Below are 17,888 nucleotides of genomic sequence, written 5' to 3'. Positions count from 1 at the left end.
CGACAAATTCTTGAAGCAGGACCGGCAGGCCTCATCTAACGAGCATTCGGTTGAGACATGCTTTCGCTGCTCAGCAACCTTCACCATTAAGGGTCTGACATGAAATTCAAGGACTACTATGAAACACTTGGCGTCCAGCGTGATGCCACACAGGACGACATCAAGAACGCCTACCGTAAGCTGGCGCGTAAATACCATCCGGACGTCAGCAAAGAGCCGGATGCGGAAACACGCTTCAAGGAAGTCGGTGAAGCATACAAGGTACTGAAAGACCCGGAATCCAGAACTTCCTACGATCAGCTGGGTGCCAACTGGCAGAACGGTCAGGATTTTCAGCCGCCTCCAGGCAGCGGCGGATTTGATTTCCGTAGCCAGGGCGGCTTCGATGGCATGGACTTCGGTGATTTCTTTGAACAGATGTTCAGTCAGCAAGCTGGTCATGGCTTCACACGCGGCGGGAGACGCAACATGCAAATGCCCGGTGAGGATGTGCACGCCAAAATCCAGATCGACCTGGAAGATGCCTATCACGGCGCTGAACGCGCCATCTCGCTACGCCTGCCGGAGACGGATAGCAACGGCCGCACAGTGCAGCGTGAACGCACGCTCCGTGTTTCCATTCCCAAAGGCATGTGTGCCGGCCAGAGCCTGCGCCTTAGCGGTCAGGGTGGCACCGGCTTGAATGGCGGTAAAACGGGCGATCTTTATCTTGAAATCAGCTTCCGCCCTCACCCGCACTATCGCGTGGATGGACGAGACGTCTACACGGATGTTCATCTTGCCCCGTGGGAAGCGGCACTTGGTGCACATGTCTCCGTACCGACACCAAGCGGCACGGTCGAACTCAGTATTCCGGCCAACTCTGCAGCTGGAAAGAAACTGCGTTTGAAAGGAAAGGGAATCCCCGGCAAGGAGGCCGGCGACCTGTATGCGGTGCTGTCCATTGTCTTGCCGCCTGCCAACAGCGAAGATGAACGTCAGGCCTATCGGGCATTCGCCGCGGCCTTTGCGTTTAATCCGCGTGCCGCATCCTGAGGAGACCGCCATGAATGACACGATAATTCGCCAAGTAAAAGCACAGGTCATCGATGAGGAGATCACGCTAACGCTCACCGATCTGTGCCGCAGTTGCAATACCTCTAACGAGGTGATTGAAAGCTGGGTCTATGAAGGCGTCCTTGCGCCGGTGGGCAAACGACCGCAGGAGTGGCGCTTCAACGGCATCATGCTGCGCCGCGCCAGACTGGCGCGCCAGTTGGCGGAAGAAATGGATGTCAATCCCTCGGGGATTGCGCTGGCGCTGGATCTGATGGAGCAGATCGATGCCTTGCACGCACAGATCGCGCGTCTTGGCCGATCCTGAATCCCGACCGCCTCAGCCGCCCTTGCTTTGCGCGTGACGCTCGGTGTGACCTTGCAGCACGGTCACCGTACACGTCATGCCGGCGATCAGGTCCTGCATATCGTCCGGGTGGTCCAGCTGGATTCTGACCGGAATACGCTGTGCCAGCCGTACCCAGTTAAAGGTGGGATTGACATCGGCCAGCAGTTCCTTGCCTGTGGGTCCGTCACGATCCGTGATCCCGCGTGCGACGCTGTCGATATGACCGCGCAGGATCCGTTCGCTACTCATCAGACGGACTTCCACTGTATCGCCGACCGCCAGATAAGGCAGCTTTGTTTCTTCAAAGTAGCCGCTGACATAGAAAGAATGGCTGTCAATCAGCGCCAGTTGCGCGCTACCGTTTGCCGCATAGTCGCCGGTATGAACATGCAGATTGGTCACAAAGCCATCCACCGGTGCACGTACTTCCGTACGTGCGAGATTGAGTTGCGCCACATCGCGTGCGGCTGCAGCCGCCTGATAGCGTGCCGCGGCAGCGGAAGCCAGTGACGTTGCCGCCTCACGGTTTTCGCTGGTGACGATTGCCGCATCGAGTCCCTGACGACGTGCAGCTTCCCTGCCCCGCATCGTCTTTTCTGACTGCTGCGCAGCCAGAAATGCCTGTGCCTCGCTCAGCGCATGCTGATAGCGCTCTCTATCAATGGTGAAAAGAATATCCCCTTTGCGAACGAACTGATTGTCGTGCACGGCAACCTGCGTCACGACACCCGATACGTCCGGTGCAATGTGAATGATGTCGGCCTTGATACGTCCATCGCGTGTCCAGGGCGACGTCATATTGTCATCCCACAGATATTTGCCGAACAACACGGCCATGAGCAGAAACGCTGCGGTAATCAGGTAACGAAGGTAAACGGAGGTACGCATGACAAACTCTCATCGATAAATCAGCAGCGCGACAGCGCCAAAAATACACACCAGCAAGGACAAGCGAAACAAGGAGCGATGCCAGACATGGCGATACACGCCGAAATGACCACACAACCAGTCGATGCCGACATGAATCGCGGCGCTCAGCAAAAACACCACCAGCAGAGACGGCATCAGAATGCCGAATAAGGAAATTTCACGTGGCATGAGCTTGCTCCTGATCGGATGGTTCGGTGTTTGCATCCGCGGCCGGTAACGTACTGTCGAGCAAGGATGCATGAATCATGTGCAAGTCAGTCAAGGCGCGTTGCCACAGACGTTTGCCTTTCGCATCCGCGTCATCCTGTTGTAATGACTGACGGACAATCCGACCCGCGTCTTGTGTTCCCGATAGCGCCTGCTCGGTACTGTCTTTCCCTTGACTGCGGAAATAGCTGGCAAGACGGTCAATGCATGTATCCAGCGCCTTGCCGGCTGCATCGTCTTGCGTCAGTTGCGCGCGCACATCCCGCAAATCCAGAATCGCATGACCAATCTCCAGCAAGGTCACGGCTTGGCTCAGCGTGAGACGTGTTGCCGCATCTGCCGTACCACGAATGCCCATGTTGAGCTGATTCAGCAGATCACGTACCCTGCTCTCAAAATGATGACGCAGATCCGGCTTGTTGCCGACGCAAAGATGCAAAGCCTCTTCCCATAGCGCGCTGGCGATATGCCGGCGCGATCCCTGACGGTGTTCCGGCAGGATCAACGCAAACATCAGCGCCGCCAGAATCAGGCCAAGCACTTGCGCCATGCTGTCGTTGAGGAAGGTCACCACATCGAAGCGCATCATGTTTTCGGGTGCGATCATTTGTGCAAACATCAGGTTGAAGCCAATACCAATACCGGCGATTTTCTTCCACGTGCTGAGATAAGCACCAATGAGAAGAAACGGCAGCATGGCAAGAATCAGCATCAGATAGCCTTCGACGTGATTCAGCATGAAGAAGGCGCAAAAGAAAGCAAAGGGCACGGCAAGCGTAAAGCCGACGGTCGTCTGACGAATCAAGCCATCCGGATCCGGTGATGACGACGCCAATCCACAAAAGATGACGGCGATGATGACGGCACCCACGGCGCTCGGCCAGTTCAGCGCATACCAGGCAAGTGCAAGAATCAGCAAGGCGCTGGCACTGCGCAGCCCTGCCGCCAGCGCAATCATGGGTGGCGTGCTGGGCCGGTAGGAAAGAATTTTTCGCTGCTGCCCCTTGGGGATCAGCGACAACTTCCCGGAGAGCGCGTGGTAGTCCGTCACCATCTGCAGCAACTCGGCATGAAAGCGCTGAAACAACTCCAGCGCTGTTTCCATCGCCAGCGCATCCTCATGTAGGGATGGCATGTCAGAAAAATCTGTTCGCAGTTGCGCCAATCGCTGTGGCAATGCCTGCGACAAGGCAGCAAGACGGACACGGCTTGTGCCCGCTTCCGCTGCATTGCGTGCCGGTTGCTCACCAACCAGAAGGGCTTGCGATAACTCGTCATAGAGCGGCTGCATCATCTCTGGCACACGTGTGTTCTGTTGTGCGCGCAGGCGCTGCATCAAGCGGTGCAGCGTATGAAATGTAGTCAGTGCAACCATGGCCGACGCATTGAAGGCATGCAGCTGATGGCTGCGATTACGCACATCACCGGCTTCAAACCAGGAAGCAGCACGGCCGGACTCCAGGGCGGCTACTTCGGCAGCAAACTGCAGATGCAGACGCTCCATTTGTGTATCGCTGATCGTGTCCTGCATGGCATCGTGACAGAGCTGGGTGACATTGCGATACAGCCCGCGTACCGCTTGTACCAGTTGATCACTCTGGTGACGCGGAAAAATCGCATCACTGACAAAGGCCGCACACAAAATGCCGACGGTAATTTCGGTAGCGCGTGAAACCGCCAGATCAAATACATGCAACGGTGCTTCGATCGCTGGCAAGGTAATCATGCAGGCGGTATAACCAGCGAGTACGAAGCCGTAAGAACGTGCATTGCGCAACATCGCCGAGCCACTGGTACACAGTCCGATCCATAAAGCCAGAGTCAGAAACAGCAACAAAGGCTGTTGGGGAAACATGCCGACAATCGCGAGTGAAACCACACAACCGACCAGCGTACCAAGCAAACGATAGATACTTTTTTCCAGTGCCATACCGCTACTGGGAAGTGCCACGATGAACACCGTCATCATGGCGCTTCGTGGCGAATCAAATCCGAGACGGAACGCGATCCATAAAGCCAGAAATGCGGCCAGAACGGTCTTGACAACAAAAATCCAGCGTTGTCCTTCCGTATCGGTCCAGTCCTGCACCATGCGTCTGATACCGCGCCATGCATGGCGCTGCCATGATGCTTGCTGATGCAAGCTGGATGGACGCGGGCCGGACATGATCAGGCATCCAGATTGACGAGCTGCTGACGCAACAGCGTTTCGTGTTTTTTCAGGTCACTGGCAGCGATGCTGTCATATGTTTTGTGCAGAATGGCCCAGTATTCCGGCGCGATCTGCTCAACACGCTTGCGACCAGCAGCCGTCAGACTGATAACGACACTACGTCTGTCTTCGACACTGAATCGGCGCTTGATCAAGCCCTGTTTTTCCAGGTCATCACAGATGCGTGTCAGATTTGCCGGCTTTTCGGAGCAAGCATCGCTCAATTCCGATGCACGCTGCGTTTCGTCATCCGAACCATACAACACCATCAGCACGGTATAGCTGACCGTCGTCATGCCATGCTTTTTCATGGCGGCATTCAGTTGATCCTGAGTACGCTTTTGAAGGTGATATGCCAGCCGGTTCAGTGTGACCAGTTGCGTCGGGTAATCCGGCATGCGCTCCGTGCAGCGAGCGATCCGATGATCGGTTTTTTCAAACGAGTTCATGATTGACCTGCCTTGCCGGTTAGGGTTGAAGAGTAATTGCTTGTTTCAGTCGGTACGGATGACGCAGATACTTGCGGCTGTATGCCGCCACCAAGTGCCAGCATCAACTCGGCATAGCTTTCCAGTTGCCTTGCGACCAGCCGTGCCTGATCCTGCTGGCGTGCCAGCAGGTTGACTTCGCTGTCCAGCAGGACAAGATAGTCGGTCATGCCGGCAGCAACGCCCTTTTGTGCCAGCATGCGCGTACGCTCGGCCGTTGCCAGTGCCTTGCTGTTCAGTTGCAGTTGTCGTGCAACCGACTGTGACACCGTCAGCCGCCCGGCAACACTTTCCAGCGCATGAAGCAAGGTACTGTTGTAACGCTCGACAGCCGCATCATAGGCGGCCGTACGTGCGCCGAGATTTGCCCGCAGCGCACCGCCGTCAAAAATCGGCAGGGAGATCGCTGGCCCGACACCGCGCACCGACGACTCACCGCCGAGAAAGCGGCCGAATCCAATGGCCTGAAATCCGATAAATGCGCGCAAGTTAATGTCCGGATAGAACGCCGCCTTGGCGACATTGATTTCTCTGGCAGCTGCTTCCACGCTCCAGCGGCTTGCCTGTACATCCGGACGCCGTCCAAGCAGATCGGCAGGCAGATTCGATGGCAATGCCAGGTTGTTTGCATCAGCAAGTTGCATGGCAGGACGCTGAATGTGCTCACCCGCCTGCGGTGCCTGTCCCGTCAAAGCGGCAAGACGATTGTGGAGTAGCGTGATGCGCTCTTCCTGATTTTCGATTTCCAGCTGCAGCGGTGGCAAGGTCGCATCCAGTTGCGTTGCCTCGACCTCACTCGCCAGTCCTGCGGTCAGTCGCCTGTGCATGACAGCAACCGCTTGTTTTCGATGTACGAGCCGTTCTTCCGCCATGTCTTTCAACGTATGCGCAAGGGAAAGATCCACGTAACTCCGCACGATTGCCTGTTCCAGCGTCAGCCGGGCAAGCTGCGCCTCCGCATCCGCTACCTGCTTTTCAGCGAGAGAGGCCGCCAACGCATCGCGATGTTTGCCCCACAGATCCAGGTCATAGCCTGCTTCGAGCGCCACACGGTTGTACCACGCATAATTGCCTGCCTCTGGCGCGGGAATAAAATCATGTTCTGAAAACAGTTCGCGACGTAACGACATCTTTGCTTCCAGCGTCGGCTTGCCGGCTGCTTCAGCCAGGCCGGTCATGGATGCAGCCTGGCGCGATCGGGCGTAGGCTTCCCGCAGTCCGGGACTATCCTGTAACGCACGCTGGATCAGTGCATCCAGTTGCGGATCATGGTAAGCCTGCCACCATCGCTCACACGGCCATGTATTGGCGGCCACGTTGCGCGCAAACTGCGCGCCGCCTGACAGTGTGTCTGCATCCAAAGCAGTTGCACGGGGCTGGATATGCCCCATGTCCGCACAACCGCCAAGCAAGGCGATCAGGGATAACGTGGCAATCAGATTCTTCATGGCAGCAACCAAGGCAGGATTCGATTACTTATTTTACTAAATAATATTTTATTAGTAAAGTAAATTGCTTTCACATTGTTGCTGCCGATTGGCACGCAAAATAATGCCGGCAGGACAACCATGTCCGCCGGCAGCAAAGATGACAAGTTCAGTTGGTAGCGTAATCGGAACTGCCGGACAAGCGCATGCACGTGTAAATGGCGTAGAGACCGGAGACACCAATCGTCAGATAGACCAGGCGTGCTGCAATCGACATCTCGCCAAACAGCGTGCCGATCAGATCAATCTGCATCAATCCGATCAGCCCCCAGTTCAATCCGCCTGCAATCAGCAACAACATGGCAATCCAGTCCACTGCATTCAGCTTTCGACTGGCTGCATCGCTGCGACGATCATGTCGACGCCGTCGTTCGGTAAAGTGATGATCAATCATGCTCATGACGTTCTCCTTTCAAACAGCGGTTACCGGGAAACAACATCACGCAGCCGGCACAGCGATGCGCGCGGCTGAAAAGATGATTTCACGGCAAGTCATAAATAAAACGTAAGACAAATTCCCAAATTAAGGTCAGAATCAATATCGTCGTCTCCTGAAATGCACTGCAGCCGTGGATGTGATTTGCGGACGGCAAAATTCAGGAGGAACGATTCTGTTCTGCCAGGCTCGTAGCAACAGAAACACTTTTTGGGAGATTGTGCATGAACACCTTGATTACCGGCCATCATCTTGAATTGACCCCAGCCATTCGCAACTATGTCGAAGGCAAACTGGAGCGCATTACACGCCACTTCGACAAGGTTGTGGAAATCGAAGTCATCCTGAGCGTCGATACGCTACCGCAGAAGGAAATGCGCCAGCGGGCAGAAGTCAATCTGCGTCTCAAAGGCGACACCCTGCACGCTGAAGACACTGCGCAGGATTTGTATGCCGCAATTGACGGCATGATCGAAAAGCTGGATCGTCAGGTCTTGAAAGTGAAAGGAAAAATTCAGGATCACCGTCAGGAAAGCGCCAAGCGCATGGAAGATCTGACGCCGACCGAAGAATGATCGACTGAATAAAAGCATCAGATTGACGGGCACCTTCGAAAGAAGCGTGCCCGTTTTTTCATGGCCGTGACGACACGACAATGCCACCGACGATCAACAGAAACGCAACACCGTGATAGAGATGCGGTGCCTCGCCAAGAAAAGCCAGCGACATCAGTGCCGCAAACAACGGCGTCAGATTACTGAAGAAACCGGCAATCGTTGGCCCCACGCGTTGCACGCCCAGCCCCCAGCATCGCAGGGCGACAATTGCCGGTCCGATGGCAACAAATGCCAGCGCCGCGATCAGCGGCCCGCTCCACCGGATGGCTTGCACATCAGTAAGTTGCTCAATGCCGGCAAACAATCCTGACCATATGACCCCGAACGTCACTTGCGCCAGTAAGAATGCAACCCAGTCGGCACGAAGTGCCGGCGGATCCTTGGGCAAGGTGAGCAGCCAGCTGTAGAAAGACCAGATAATGGCAGCCGCAATCATCAGCAGATCGCCAGGTACCAGACGCAGCGACAGCAAAAAGTGCCAGTCGCCGCGACTCAGTACCAGCAACACGCCACCGATCGACAGTATCGCGCCGAGCATTTGCCTGCGTGAAATGGTTGCACCAAAGAACCACGAGCCAATCAACAGCATCCAGACCGGCATGCTTGCGGCAACCAGTGTGACGTTGATGGGTGAAGACGTTTTCAGTGCCAGATATTGCAAAGCGTTATAAAGACCGACGCCCAGCAAACCGAGCAAGGCAAATCGTCGCCATGCTCCCCACATCGGACTCGTTCGCGTGAAGAGATGATGACCGAACGGCAGCAGAATCAGCATTGCCAGCGACCAGCGCAAGCAATTGAGCAAAATCGGCGGCACCATCTCATGCACTGCGCGTCCGACAATCGCATTGCCCGCCCACATGATCGGCGCCAGCGTCAGCAGGAAGATGGTCGATGGCGACAACTTTTGATGCATGGCCTGCTTATGAACTTTGTAACGAGAAAGAGCGACATTCTAGGTTACTTGCTGCAGACGCGCTTTCGCTCAGCCATGCTGGTAACGATATTCCTGCGTCAATCCGCCATAACCATACGAGGCGGCCCTGACGTCCTGCACGTAGATATAGCTTTCTTCATGCAAATTGCCGAGCAGCCGTGCAAAGCCTGCAAACGCCTCGCGTATGTACTGCGCCTTCTCCTCTTTCGTATTCGTTTCGTCCGTAATCTTGATGTCAAAGTAAACACTATTCTTGTTTTGTTCACTGAGCGGCACCCCAGCAATGATCCAGCTGTCGGGCGGCACATAGTCGATGGCGATCGCCGTGACTTCCGGCTTTTTCTTGAGGATGCGTGACGTGAGTTCCAGCAGTAAAGTCGCAATGTCCCTGGTCAGTTGTGGACTTTTTTCAGCACTGATTTTTACATTCAGGATAGGCATGACGACGCTCCATTTAGTTAGCTATACAACTATTTAATCAAAAAATTTATTCCAGTACGTCGCGGGCTTTTTTTACTTTCGAGACGGTTTCATCAAACTGGGCCGTACTCATGACCTTTTTCAAACGTCGTGTTACCTCTCCGCTTGCCGCATTCAGGGCATCATGTATTTCACGTGCGCCTGCCGAAGGCTCGATCGCAGATTCGCGACCATCACGATCAGTGGGCTTTCTTTCGAGAAAACCCAAACGCTGCAAGCCGTCGAGTGTTCTGGTCGCCGTCGAACGCGAAATTGACAAGGTGTCCGCCAGCTCACTTTGCAACATCCCGGGTCTGGACAACACCGCGCGCAACATAAAAGCCTGCGACGGCGTCAATCCGAATGGCTTGAACGCAAGCGTCCATTCACGCTCCAGTGCGCGTGCGAGTGCGGTGGTATTAAAGTAAAGGCAGTGATCAAACATGGCTGCAGCATAGGACACATTGATTGCATATGCAACTAATTAATTTAAAATCCGCAAGCGCAGCCTGCCTGTTAGACTTGCCATCCTTGCCCAATATCGAACCATGACTTCATCCGCCTTCTCCTCCCTGCCTTTATCGCCCGCCCTGCTGACCAATCTGGAAAGTCTGGGCTATCACCACATGACGGCGATCCAGGCCCAGAGCCTGCCACCCATACTGGCGCTACGCGATCTGATCGCACAAGCAAAGACTGGCAGCGGCAAGACGGCGGCATTTGGACTGGGCATACTGCAAAAGCTGAATCCTGCGTGGTTTGCGATTCAAGGCTTGGTCATGTGCCCAACACGGGAGCTTGCCGATCAGGTTGCCAACGAGCTACGTCGGCTGGCGCGCATGACCGAAAACGTCAAAGTGGTCGTCCTGTGCGGCGGTACGCCAATGCGCCCGCAGATTGCTTCGCTCGAATTCGGCGCACATATCGTGGTTGGTACGCCCGGCCGGATACTCGACCACCTTGCCCGCAAGACACTTGATTTGTCCAAGGTGCAGACACTGGTACTGGACGAAGCGGATCGCATGGTGGACATGGGCTTTTACGAAGACATGGCCAGCATCATCAGCGCCTGTCCGAAACGTCGCCAGACCTTGCTGTTTTCAGCGACGTATCCCGATGATATCCGCCGGGTCAGCGCCGAATTCATGCAAGACGCTGTCGAGATCAAGGTGGAATCGCAACATAACGAAGCGCAAATCGAACAGCGCTTTTACGCGGTGGATCACGATGGCCGCGACGCGGCAGTTGCTACACTGTTACGTCATTTTCGCCCGGCGTCGACCATCGCTTTCTGTAATACCAAAGTACATTGCCGCGAGCTTGTCGCCGAGTTGCGTGCGCAAGGCTTCAGCGCCCTGGCACTGTATGGCGATCTGGAGCAGCGTGAACGCGACGAGATTCTTGTGCTGTTCGCCAATCGCAGTTGCCCGGTTCTGGTCGCTACCGACGTCGCAGCACGTGGACTCGATATCCAGTCGCTCAGTGCGGTCATTAATGTCGATGTTTCCAAGGATACCGAGGTTCATATCCATCGCATCGGTCGAACCGGACGTGGTGGCGAACACGGACTGGCGCTCAGTCTGTGTACACCGAATGAGAAAAAATGGGTACGGTTGATTGAGGAATATCAGCAGGCGCCAGTGCAATGGCACGATCTGTGCGATGCCGCCCCGGTTTCCGACCACGACCTGCAGGCACCCATGGTGACGCTATGCATCATGGGCGGCAAGAAAGACAAGATGCGCCCCGGCGATCTGTTGGGTGCGCTGACTGGCGACGCAGGATTGACCAAGGACCAGGTCGGCAAGATCAATGTCTTCGAATTCGTAACCTACGTGGCGCTGGACAGACATGTTGCCTTTGAGGCCTACAGCAAGCTCAGTAACGGTACGATCAAGGGGCGCAACTTCAAGATGCGCCTCATTGATCCGAATGAGTATCAGTGATGATGTGACCAGTTGCCATCTTCGGATGCCAGATACGACTCAACGGCATCCTTCTGGCCGGTTGCATAGCGACGGACTTCGCCGCAATCACAAATGCCCATGTACGGTTGAATATGGGAACAAGCCGAGACTTTTTGCAGAAACACCTTGACCGGCTTCTGGCACTGAATGCATTTGAAGGTCAGGATTCGAGCGGGTTTGTTTGCCATGTATTGAGTCAATAAAAGTTAAGAAGATCCTCAGGCAACAGCCAGTCGCCAGAGCGATGTGACTTCGCGCGAGCGCGCGGCATGCAGCGCATCACTGGCATCGCTCGCACGCGCATGCACAGGGCGCGTATCCAGTCGCGCAATGACGCTGAGCCCTGCTGCCTCGATCATCTGCAGCAACTCCTCGCGCGTACGCAATTGCAGATGTTCGGCCAGGTCGGACAGGATCAGCCAGCCTTCGCCCTGTGGCGCAAGATGCGCTTTCAATCCCTGCAGAAAACCACGCAACATGCGACTGTCCGGATCATAAATCGCATGCTCGATGGCTGAACTTGGTCGTGCCGGAATCCACGGGGGATTGCACACAATCAGCGGTGCCTTGCCTGGCGGGAACAGGTCTGCCTGTATCACCTCGACACGATCACGCAGATCCAGCCGTGACAGATTGTCGCGTGCACAGGATATGGCACGTGTATCCAGATCGGTTGCCACCACCTGTTCCACGCCGCGTTGCGCCAGCAAGGCAGCAATCACGCCAGTTCCCGTCCCGATATCGAACGCCAGTGAGCGTGCCGGCAATGGCGCATCGGCGACCAATTGCAAATACTCGCCCCGTACCGGCGAGAACACGCCGTAGTAAGGATGAATCTTCGTGCCCAACGAAGCGATCTCGACGCCAGTCTTGCGCCATTCATGGGCACCAATCAAGCCAAGAATTTCGCGCAAAGACACCACGAATGGCGTTGAACCTGCTCCGTACGCTTCATTGCACGCCTGCCGGATGTCAGGCGCGCGACGCAACGCGAGCGTGTAATCGGCACTCACCTCCATCAGCAACATGCCGAGCGTACGTGCGCGTTGCGATTGCGCCTGGCGATGCAGATTGAATGCGTCCCTGGGCGCATCCGCCGTTTTACGAGGCTTGCGCTCGATGCGACGCACCATTGCCTGCAGTAATTGGCGCGCATTCTGATAGTCGCCACGCCATAATAAACCCGTACCTTCACTTGCCAGTCGGAATGCCGCATCGGCACTCATCGTATCGTCAGCAATCACCACGCGTCGGGGTGGATTGACGCCACTTTCTGACTGCCAGCGCATCGAGCGGACGGCATCGCCCTCCTCCCATTGGAGTACAGGCAAAATTTCCGTTTCAGGCAAAGAAGACATGAGCATCCGTTCAGTAGCAAAGGCAGCATTTTGGAGTAAGGATCGCACTTCAGGGAAAATTTCGATTCAAATGTCCGGCGTGTCACAAGTGATGGCGATTATTTCGACCACATCATGGGCTGCGATGCGATCAAAACCGGAGTTTCATTATTATTTTATAAACCAAACTTCATTTTTTATTGTCTGAACCGATAACAGGTCAACAATTCCCGTTTTATTCCACTGATGCAATCTGCAAGGCGTATGTCAGAATGACTCTGCACCATGCACCGTAGGCAGGAATCGGGCGCGACGATACCGCAGGCTGCCGACAAAGAATCTGACCGATGAAATTCAAGGACCACTACGCCACCCTTGGCGTGCCACAAAATGCGACGCCGGAGGCCATCAAGAAAGCCTACCGCAAGCTCGCGCGTCAGTACCATCCGGATGTCAGCCGCGAACCTCTGGCGGAATTACGTTTCAAGGAAGTGGGCGAGGCCTACGCCATTCTGCGTGACGCGGACAAGCGTGTTGCCTATGATCAGATTCATGCGTCTTACGCCGCACGCGAAGAGGTGCCTACGCCTCGCCCCAGCCGCAGCTATCACGACAAACCGAACAAGACCGCGGCGTCAGCCAGCGCGCGCCAGAACGAAGAGAATTTCGGCAACATCCTCGATGAAATAATGGGCCGCCCCGGAACCCAAGGTGCCAAGCCGCGCAACCTAAATGTGCATGGCAGCGATCAGCACGCCAAGGTGCAGATCGAACTGGAAGACACATTCCACGGTGCGGCACGCAGTATTTCGATCCCGACGTATGTGACCGATGAGTACGGCATGCCGCTTGTCAGCAAGCGCACCCTGAAAGTCAGCATTCCGCGCGGCATTCGTGGCGGACAAAGCTTGCGATTGGTCGGTCAGGGACACGCCGGCATCGGCGATGGCAAAACCGGCGACCTCTACCTTGAGGTGGTGATTCGACCGCATCGGCGCTATCGCGTCGAAGGACGTGACCTGTTCGTCGATGTGCCGCTGACGGCACAGGCAGCAAGCCTTGGCACTTCTGTCGAGGTAGCGACGCCCGATGGGACCATTCAGCTTTCCGTTCCACCAGGCTCAGCGGCCGGTCGCAAATTGCGTATCCGCGGCAAAGGCATACCGGGCGAGCCGCCCGGCGATTTGTATGCTGTCATCACACAGGCGGCCACGCCGATGCATACAGCCGTTGCAAAAAAGGCTTACCGCGCCCTGAAGGCCGCATTCGACTTTTCTCCCCGCACGACCAATTCGGATCGCTGATCCTCCGGCCGACAGCCGTCTGCAGTTCTCCGTCACGGCGAGCACATGCTGACACGAGTGCAGATATACTTGTCGTCAGAGACCGCTTCACGCGCCGATAAACAGAAATCAAATCTACATGACATACGAAGTCTTCGACACACTGCTTTCGCCCGAAGGGCGCCTCGATATTCTTTCCAAAGCCGAAGTACAACGCCTGCTCGATACGAGTCATGGAGGCCTATACCAGTTGTTCCGTAATTGCGCGCTGGCCGTGCTGAACACCGGCAACGATACGGATGACGCCAAAGAGCTGCTGGATCATTACCAATCCTTTCAGATCAACATCATCCAGCGTGAACGCGGGATCAAGCTGGAACTGAAAGGCGCTCCGGCAACGGCATTTGTCGACGGCGTGATGATCAAGGGGATCCATGAACACCTGTTTTCCGTCTTGCGCGACATCCTGTTCACGCATGACGAAATTCTGTCGAATCCCACATTCGATCTGAAGTCATCGACCGGCATCACCGATTCCGTCTTTCATATTCTGCGGAATGCCAATGTGTTGCATCCGCATCTGAATCCGAAGATGGTGGTGTGCTGGGGCGGTCATTCGATCTCGCGCGACGAGTATGAATACACCAAGAAGGTCGGTTACCAGATTGGCTTGCGCGATCTGGATATCTGTACCGGCTGCGGACCAGGCGCGATGAAAGGACCAATGAAAGGTGCCACGATCGGTCATGCCAAACAGCGCATTGCAACCGGCCGCTATCTGGGCATTTCCGAGCCTGGCATCATTGCCGCCGAAGCACCGAACCCGATCGTCAATGATCTGGTCATCATGCCCGATATCGAGAAGCGCCTGGAAGCCTTTGTCCGCACCGGCCACGGCATCATTGTTTTTCCGGGCGGCGCTGGTACCGCAGAAGAGATTCTTTATATTCTGGGAATTCTTTTACATCCGGATAACGCTGAAGTGCCCTTCCCGCTCATTTTCACGGGACCATCCGGTTCGGCCGACTATTTCCGCCAGATCGATCACTTCATCGGCATCACGCTGGGCCCCGACGCGCAAAAGCTCTACAAGATCATCGTCGATGATCCCGAACAGGTCGCGCTGGAAATGCAGGCAGGTATCGCTGCGGTACGCGCCTATCGCAAGAGCAAGGGCGACGCCTACTACTTCAGCTGGACGCTCAAAATTGATCAGGCCTTTCAACAACCGTTTGAACCGACGCATGAAAACATGCGCAATCTTTCCCTGCACAAAAATCAGGAAACCCACTTGCTGGCCGCCAATCTGCGGCGCGCTTTTTCCGGCGTCGTCGCCGGCAACGTGAAGGAAAGCGGTATCCGCGCCATTGAACAGCATGGCCATTTCGAAATCAGTGGTGATCGGGAGATCATGGAGCACATGGATGCGCTGCTTGCCTCTTTCGTGGCGCAAAGCCGGATGAAGCTGCCAGGCAAAACGTACACGCCTTGCTACCGCATCATTAAGTAATCCAGGAGATTGTCGCCGGCGTACCCGAAATCAGGTTGCGTCGGCGGTGTCCAGCAAGGAATCGATCGCACGATCGAATACAGGCGCGGTCTCTGAAATGCACACGGAGCCTTCACGCAGTGCCTTGATCAAGGCAATCGAGGAGTAAATGAGAAGGCGTGGCGGCTCCGATTGTCCTCTCAGACGGAACAGATAGAACATCTTTCGCACATCGTACGCCAGCAAGGTCACGGGCTTGTATGAATCATGCAACCAGCATTCCATCGGCGCCCCTGGCTGCAAGGTCTTGAGCCATTCCGTATCGCTATTCAGCAAGGAGCCGATTTCCTTGTCGAAGTACAGGTGGGCAGCGACATTGAGCTTGCTCAATTCAGCCTGCAACTGCTCTTCAGGAATCGCCGGCGCCTGAATGGTTGGCGTATCCAGCTCGCCCAGACCGAACAGATTGATGCTCGAAAATTGCTTGTGCAGATCCGCCATTGACATGCTGGGGGTCATCTTGTCGATCTGCCCTGCCCGCAATGCGCCTGTATGCAGCTCGACCAAAACATCGAGAATGGCGCGGATCTGTTCCTCGGACATGCCGATCAGTTGCAAACCACTCTTGATTCGTTGCACCAAGGTCAGTACCAGACGCATCAGACGGCTACGTTCGGCCAGCGAGACCGGCTGCACGCTCCAGAGCAGGTCGGGAACGACAGCCAGATAAGGCTGGCTGTCGATATCGTCACGCGACTCGACGTGCAACAGCACTTTGCTCCAGTTAATCAGAATAAAGTCATTGATGCGCGGATCGGCATGCAGCCCGATCAGATGCTCACGCAATGCATTTCTGATCTGCAAGGTGGCATCATCTTCCAGACTTTCGTTGCCATCAATCAGCCTCAGCGCAGAGATGGCGCGTGCGGCTTCGTCATCGGCCTCGGTCAATGTCTTCTGGATGCCACGATTGAACCCGTCGAGCGCATCGCCGAAAATGCCGACATTCTCATCAAAATTATGAAGAATGCTGTTGACCACACGCTGAATCTCATCGCGTACCCCCTTGCCGATCGGCGAACTTGACGACAGTCCGGTGGCTACCGTCACCATACGGTTGACGAGCAGGCGCGCAGGATGATCTGACTGCTGCAGCAAGTCTGGCGTCAGCAGCGCTGCCTTCATGAACGGTATTTGCAATTGCAGAATCGGTGCACGGAAAGTGCGAAGCAGGCTGCGCTCGTTCCCGATATAGGAAAAGAGCGTGGCAACGATATCGACCGCGACCCGCTCCAGTTCACTGAGTTTTTCATTTGCCAGCGATGCCTGCAAATTGAGCTGGGTAGCCAGTTCGTGTGCCACTTCCTGCGTCGTCACACCTGCCAGTTCCTTCTGCATGCGACTCAGACGAGCAAACAATGGCAATTGTGTTTTTGATTTATCCACCACCTCATCGGCGCGATAAGGCGTGGTTGCTGCGCCTTCCGGAATGCGCGGATTGGGTGGCACGCGTCCCGGGCTCGACTGATTGAAAATCTTCCAGATAAAATCCTGCAGCGCGGTCTGGGCATCGGCAATCGGTTCGTCCGGTTCCAGCATATTGCGCGTATCCGGTTTCTGCGGCTGCATGAAACGCAGCATGCGCCCCATCACGTCGGATGGCACCACCACCGGCATCGGCGTCAGCTCGTCTTTCTCTGCAAAACCGGTACTGGCAAATGCAGCGTGCTGCAATGTGGTTGGCTGCAGTGCCGTATTGGGAAGCGCGCCTTGTTGAAAACCGGTTGTCTGAAAACCGGCTGGCGTAGGCACAGCATTCGCCGCATGCTCTTCCCGAAACGATGCCGCCAAAGCGTCACGTTCACGTTTGCTCATCATCGATGGACGCGCGACCAGTCTTGCGCGCACACCATTCGACTCGAACACGTTGCGAATAGCCAGAAAATAATCGGGCAGATGCGAAGCCAGAGCGCCAGACAGATGGTCGAACAGCATCGTGCATACATCCGTGGTCGATGTCATTTCGGTCAGCACGTCATGCAATGCGCGCGCCATCAGGTAAGGCCGAAAAGGATTTTCCCGTTCGCGAATATCGCTTTCACCGTGAATCTGCGCAATCATCAGGTTCAGGCGACCCAGACTATTCTGATCCGCTTCGCGCAGACGCAGGACACGACGCTCCACTTCCATTTGCTGCACGACGGCTTTTTCATCCACCAGTGCCAGCGAATCAAAGGACATGTTCCGCAAACCGGGACGCAAGTCACGGTACATGGTCTGCATGCCGCGTTCCATATGCGCGCGATACTTGTTCTTGAGTTGATCGAGGAACTGTTGACCACGCGCTTCGAGAAAATCGCGGGAGATCGTTGCCGTCTTCTGCTCTGCAGGCGAGCGTGCCGCCGAAATCTGCTGCGTCACTGTCCCGATTGCCTCCGTCAGCATTTTCGAGGCAAGAATGGAGAAGCGGAACTGTGCGCGTTCCTTGGCTAGCAGAATGACAGGATTAATGGCGGCCATTGAATTCAGCTTTTCATGCGCCCTTATTTTGGGCAACGATCATGATTATTCGTCAGATAAGCTCTTCTGGATGCACAGTGTGAGAATGGGTCCGAGTGTAACTCAAATCCTTGATTGTCATATAAAAATGCATGA

Annotated in this window: 19 protein-coding genes; 7 read left to right on the top strand and 12 right to left on the bottom strand. The window is 55.4% G+C overall.

Annotated elements, in window-relative coordinates:
• Positions 1-99: 99 nt before the first annotated feature.
• Together IEV29_RS02930 and IEV29_RS02925 are read left to right on the top strand one after the other, a co-directional pair.
• The gene (locus tag IEV29_RS02930) at positions 100-1,035 is read left to right on the top strand and encodes a DnaJ C-terminal domain-containing protein (RefSeq protein WP_188379769.1); all 936 of its coding nucleotides are present in this window, start codon (positions 100-102) and stop codon (positions 1,033-1,035) included.
• Positions 1,036-1,045: 10 nt separating this feature from the next.
• A complete protein-coding gene (locus tag IEV29_RS02925; RefSeq protein ID WP_188379768.1) occupies positions 1,046-1,363 on the top strand; it encodes a chaperone modulator CbpM in 318 nt (105 codons plus the stop codon).
• Between the two features lie 12 nt (positions 1,364-1,375).
• Here IEV29_RS02925 and IEV29_RS02920 read toward each other — a convergent pair whose 3' ends face one another.
• The 6 genes from IEV29_RS02920 to IEV29_RS02895 form a co-directional block, all read right to left on the bottom strand.
• Positions 1,376-2,272, bottom strand: a complete 897-nt coding sequence (locus IEV29_RS02920; protein ID WP_188379767.1) for an efflux RND transporter periplasmic adaptor subunit — start codon at positions 2,270-2,272, stop codon at positions 1,376-1,378.
• Positions 2,273-2,281: 9 nt separating this feature from the next.
• Complete coding sequence (locus tag IEV29_RS02915) at positions 2,282-2,482, bottom strand: DUF1656 domain-containing protein (RefSeq protein ID WP_188379766.1); 201 nt, start codon at positions 2,480-2,482, stop codon at positions 2,282-2,284.
• Positions 2,472-4,688: an FUSC family protein gene (locus tag IEV29_RS02910; RefSeq protein WP_188379765.1), complete on the bottom strand. Its 2,217-nt coding sequence runs from the start codon at positions 4,686-4,688 to the stop codon at positions 2,472-2,474. The genes IEV29_RS02915 and IEV29_RS02910 overlap by 11 nt, the downstream gene beginning before the upstream one ends.
• 2 nt (positions 4,689-4,690) lie before the next feature.
• Positions 4,691-5,182, bottom strand: a complete 492-nt coding sequence (locus tag IEV29_RS02905) for a MarR family winged helix-turn-helix transcriptional regulator (RefSeq protein ID WP_188379764.1) — start codon at positions 5,180-5,182, stop codon at positions 4,691-4,693.
• The gene (locus tag IEV29_RS02900; RefSeq protein WP_188379763.1) at positions 5,179-6,669 is read right to left on the bottom strand and encodes an efflux transporter outer membrane subunit; all 1,491 of its coding nucleotides are present in this window, start codon (positions 6,667-6,669) and stop codon (positions 5,179-5,181) included. Before IEV29_RS02900 ends, IEV29_RS02905 begins: the two co-directional genes overlap by 4 nt.
• Before the next feature lie 148 nt (positions 6,670-6,817).
• A complete protein-coding gene (locus tag IEV29_RS02895; protein ID WP_188379762.1) occupies positions 6,818-7,108 on the bottom strand; it encodes a DUF378 domain-containing protein in 291 nt (96 codons plus the stop codon).
• Positions 7,109-7,368: 260 nt separating this feature from the next.
• Between IEV29_RS02895 and hpf the strand changes: the two genes are divergently transcribed.
• On the top strand, positions 7,369-7,719 hold the full coding sequence (gene hpf, locus IEV29_RS02890; RefSeq protein ID WP_188379761.1) for a ribosome hibernation-promoting factor, HPF/YfiA family: 351 nt from the start codon (positions 7,369-7,371) through the stop codon (positions 7,717-7,719).
• Positions 7,720-7,777: 58 nt separating this feature from the next.
• On the opposite strand, the gene IEV29_RS02885 is transcribed toward hpf, so the two are convergent.
• From IEV29_RS02885 to IEV29_RS02875, 3 genes are all read right to left on the bottom strand, one after another.
• A complete protein-coding gene (locus tag IEV29_RS02885; protein WP_188379760.1) occupies positions 7,778-8,677 on the bottom strand; it encodes a DMT family transporter in 900 nt (299 codons plus the stop codon).
• Positions 8,678-8,746: 69 nt separating this feature from the next.
• Positions 8,747-9,139, bottom strand: coding sequence for a tautomerase family protein (locus tag IEV29_RS02880; protein WP_188379759.1), 393 nt, complete (start codon positions 9,137-9,139; stop codon positions 8,747-8,749).
• Between the two features lie 46 nt (positions 9,140-9,185).
• Positions 9,186-9,602, bottom strand: coding sequence for a MarR family winged helix-turn-helix transcriptional regulator (locus IEV29_RS02875; RefSeq protein ID WP_188379758.1), 417 nt, complete (start codon positions 9,600-9,602; stop codon positions 9,186-9,188).
• Positions 9,603-9,705: 103 nt separating this feature from the next.
• Here IEV29_RS02875 and dbpA point away from each other — a divergent pair, with 103 nt between their 5' ends.
• Complete coding sequence (gene dbpA, locus IEV29_RS02870) at positions 9,706-11,103, top strand: ATP-dependent RNA helicase DbpA (RefSeq protein WP_188379757.1); 1,398 nt, start codon at positions 9,706-9,708, stop codon at positions 11,101-11,103.
• Here the strand turns inward: dbpA and IEV29_RS02865 are convergent.
• Positions 11,097-11,312: a hypothetical protein gene (locus IEV29_RS02865; RefSeq protein ID WP_188379756.1), complete on the bottom strand. Its 216-nt coding sequence runs from the start codon at positions 11,310-11,312 to the stop codon at positions 11,097-11,099. The two genes, dbpA and IEV29_RS02865, sit on opposite strands and share 7 nt — an antisense overlap.
• Positions 11,313-11,342: 30 nt before the next feature.
• Positions 11,343-12,482 (bottom strand): N5-glutamine methyltransferase family protein, encoded by a 1,140-nt coding sequence (locus IEV29_RS02860; RefSeq protein WP_188379755.1) that lies wholly within the window; start codon positions 12,480-12,482, stop codon positions 11,343-11,345.
• Between IEV29_RS02860 and IEV29_RS02855 the strand changes: the two genes are divergently transcribed.
• The 3 genes from IEV29_RS02855 (at position 12,481) to ppnN (ending at position 15,254) form a co-directional block, all read left to right on the top strand.
• On the top strand, positions 12,481-12,669 hold the full coding sequence (locus IEV29_RS02855; protein ID WP_188379754.1) for a hypothetical protein: 189 nt from the start codon (positions 12,481-12,483) through the stop codon (positions 12,667-12,669). The genes IEV29_RS02860 and IEV29_RS02855 overlap by 2 nt on opposite strands.
• Before the next feature lie 139 nt (positions 12,670-12,808).
• On the top strand, positions 12,809-13,765 hold the full coding sequence (locus tag IEV29_RS16320; RefSeq protein WP_188379753.1) for a DnaJ C-terminal domain-containing protein: 957 nt from the start codon (positions 12,809-12,811) through the stop codon (positions 13,763-13,765).
• Positions 13,766-13,883: 118 nt separating this feature from the next.
• On the top strand, positions 13,884-15,254 hold the full coding sequence (gene ppnN / locus IEV29_RS02845) for a nucleotide 5'-monophosphate nucleosidase PpnN (RefSeq protein WP_188379752.1): 1,371 nt from the start codon (positions 13,884-13,886) through the stop codon (positions 15,252-15,254).
• A 30-nt stretch (positions 15,255-15,284) separates the two neighbouring features.
• Here the strand turns inward: ppnN and IEV29_RS02840 are convergent, their stop codons facing one another.
• Complete coding sequence (locus tag IEV29_RS02840; RefSeq protein WP_188379751.1) at positions 15,285-17,753, bottom strand: DUF1631 family protein; 2,469 nt, start codon at positions 17,751-17,753, stop codon at positions 15,285-15,287.
• Positions 17,754-17,888: the final 135 nt, after the last annotated feature.

It is taken from the genome of Oxalicibacterium faecigallinarum (assembly GCF_014635705.1).
In the GTDB taxonomy this organism is placed as follows: domain Bacteria; phylum Pseudomonadota; class Gammaproteobacteria; order Burkholderiales; family Burkholderiaceae_D; genus Oxalicibacterium; species Oxalicibacterium faecigallinarum.
Note: the sequence above shows the minus strand (reverse complement) of the source record. Positions and strands in the feature narration are given on the sequence as shown.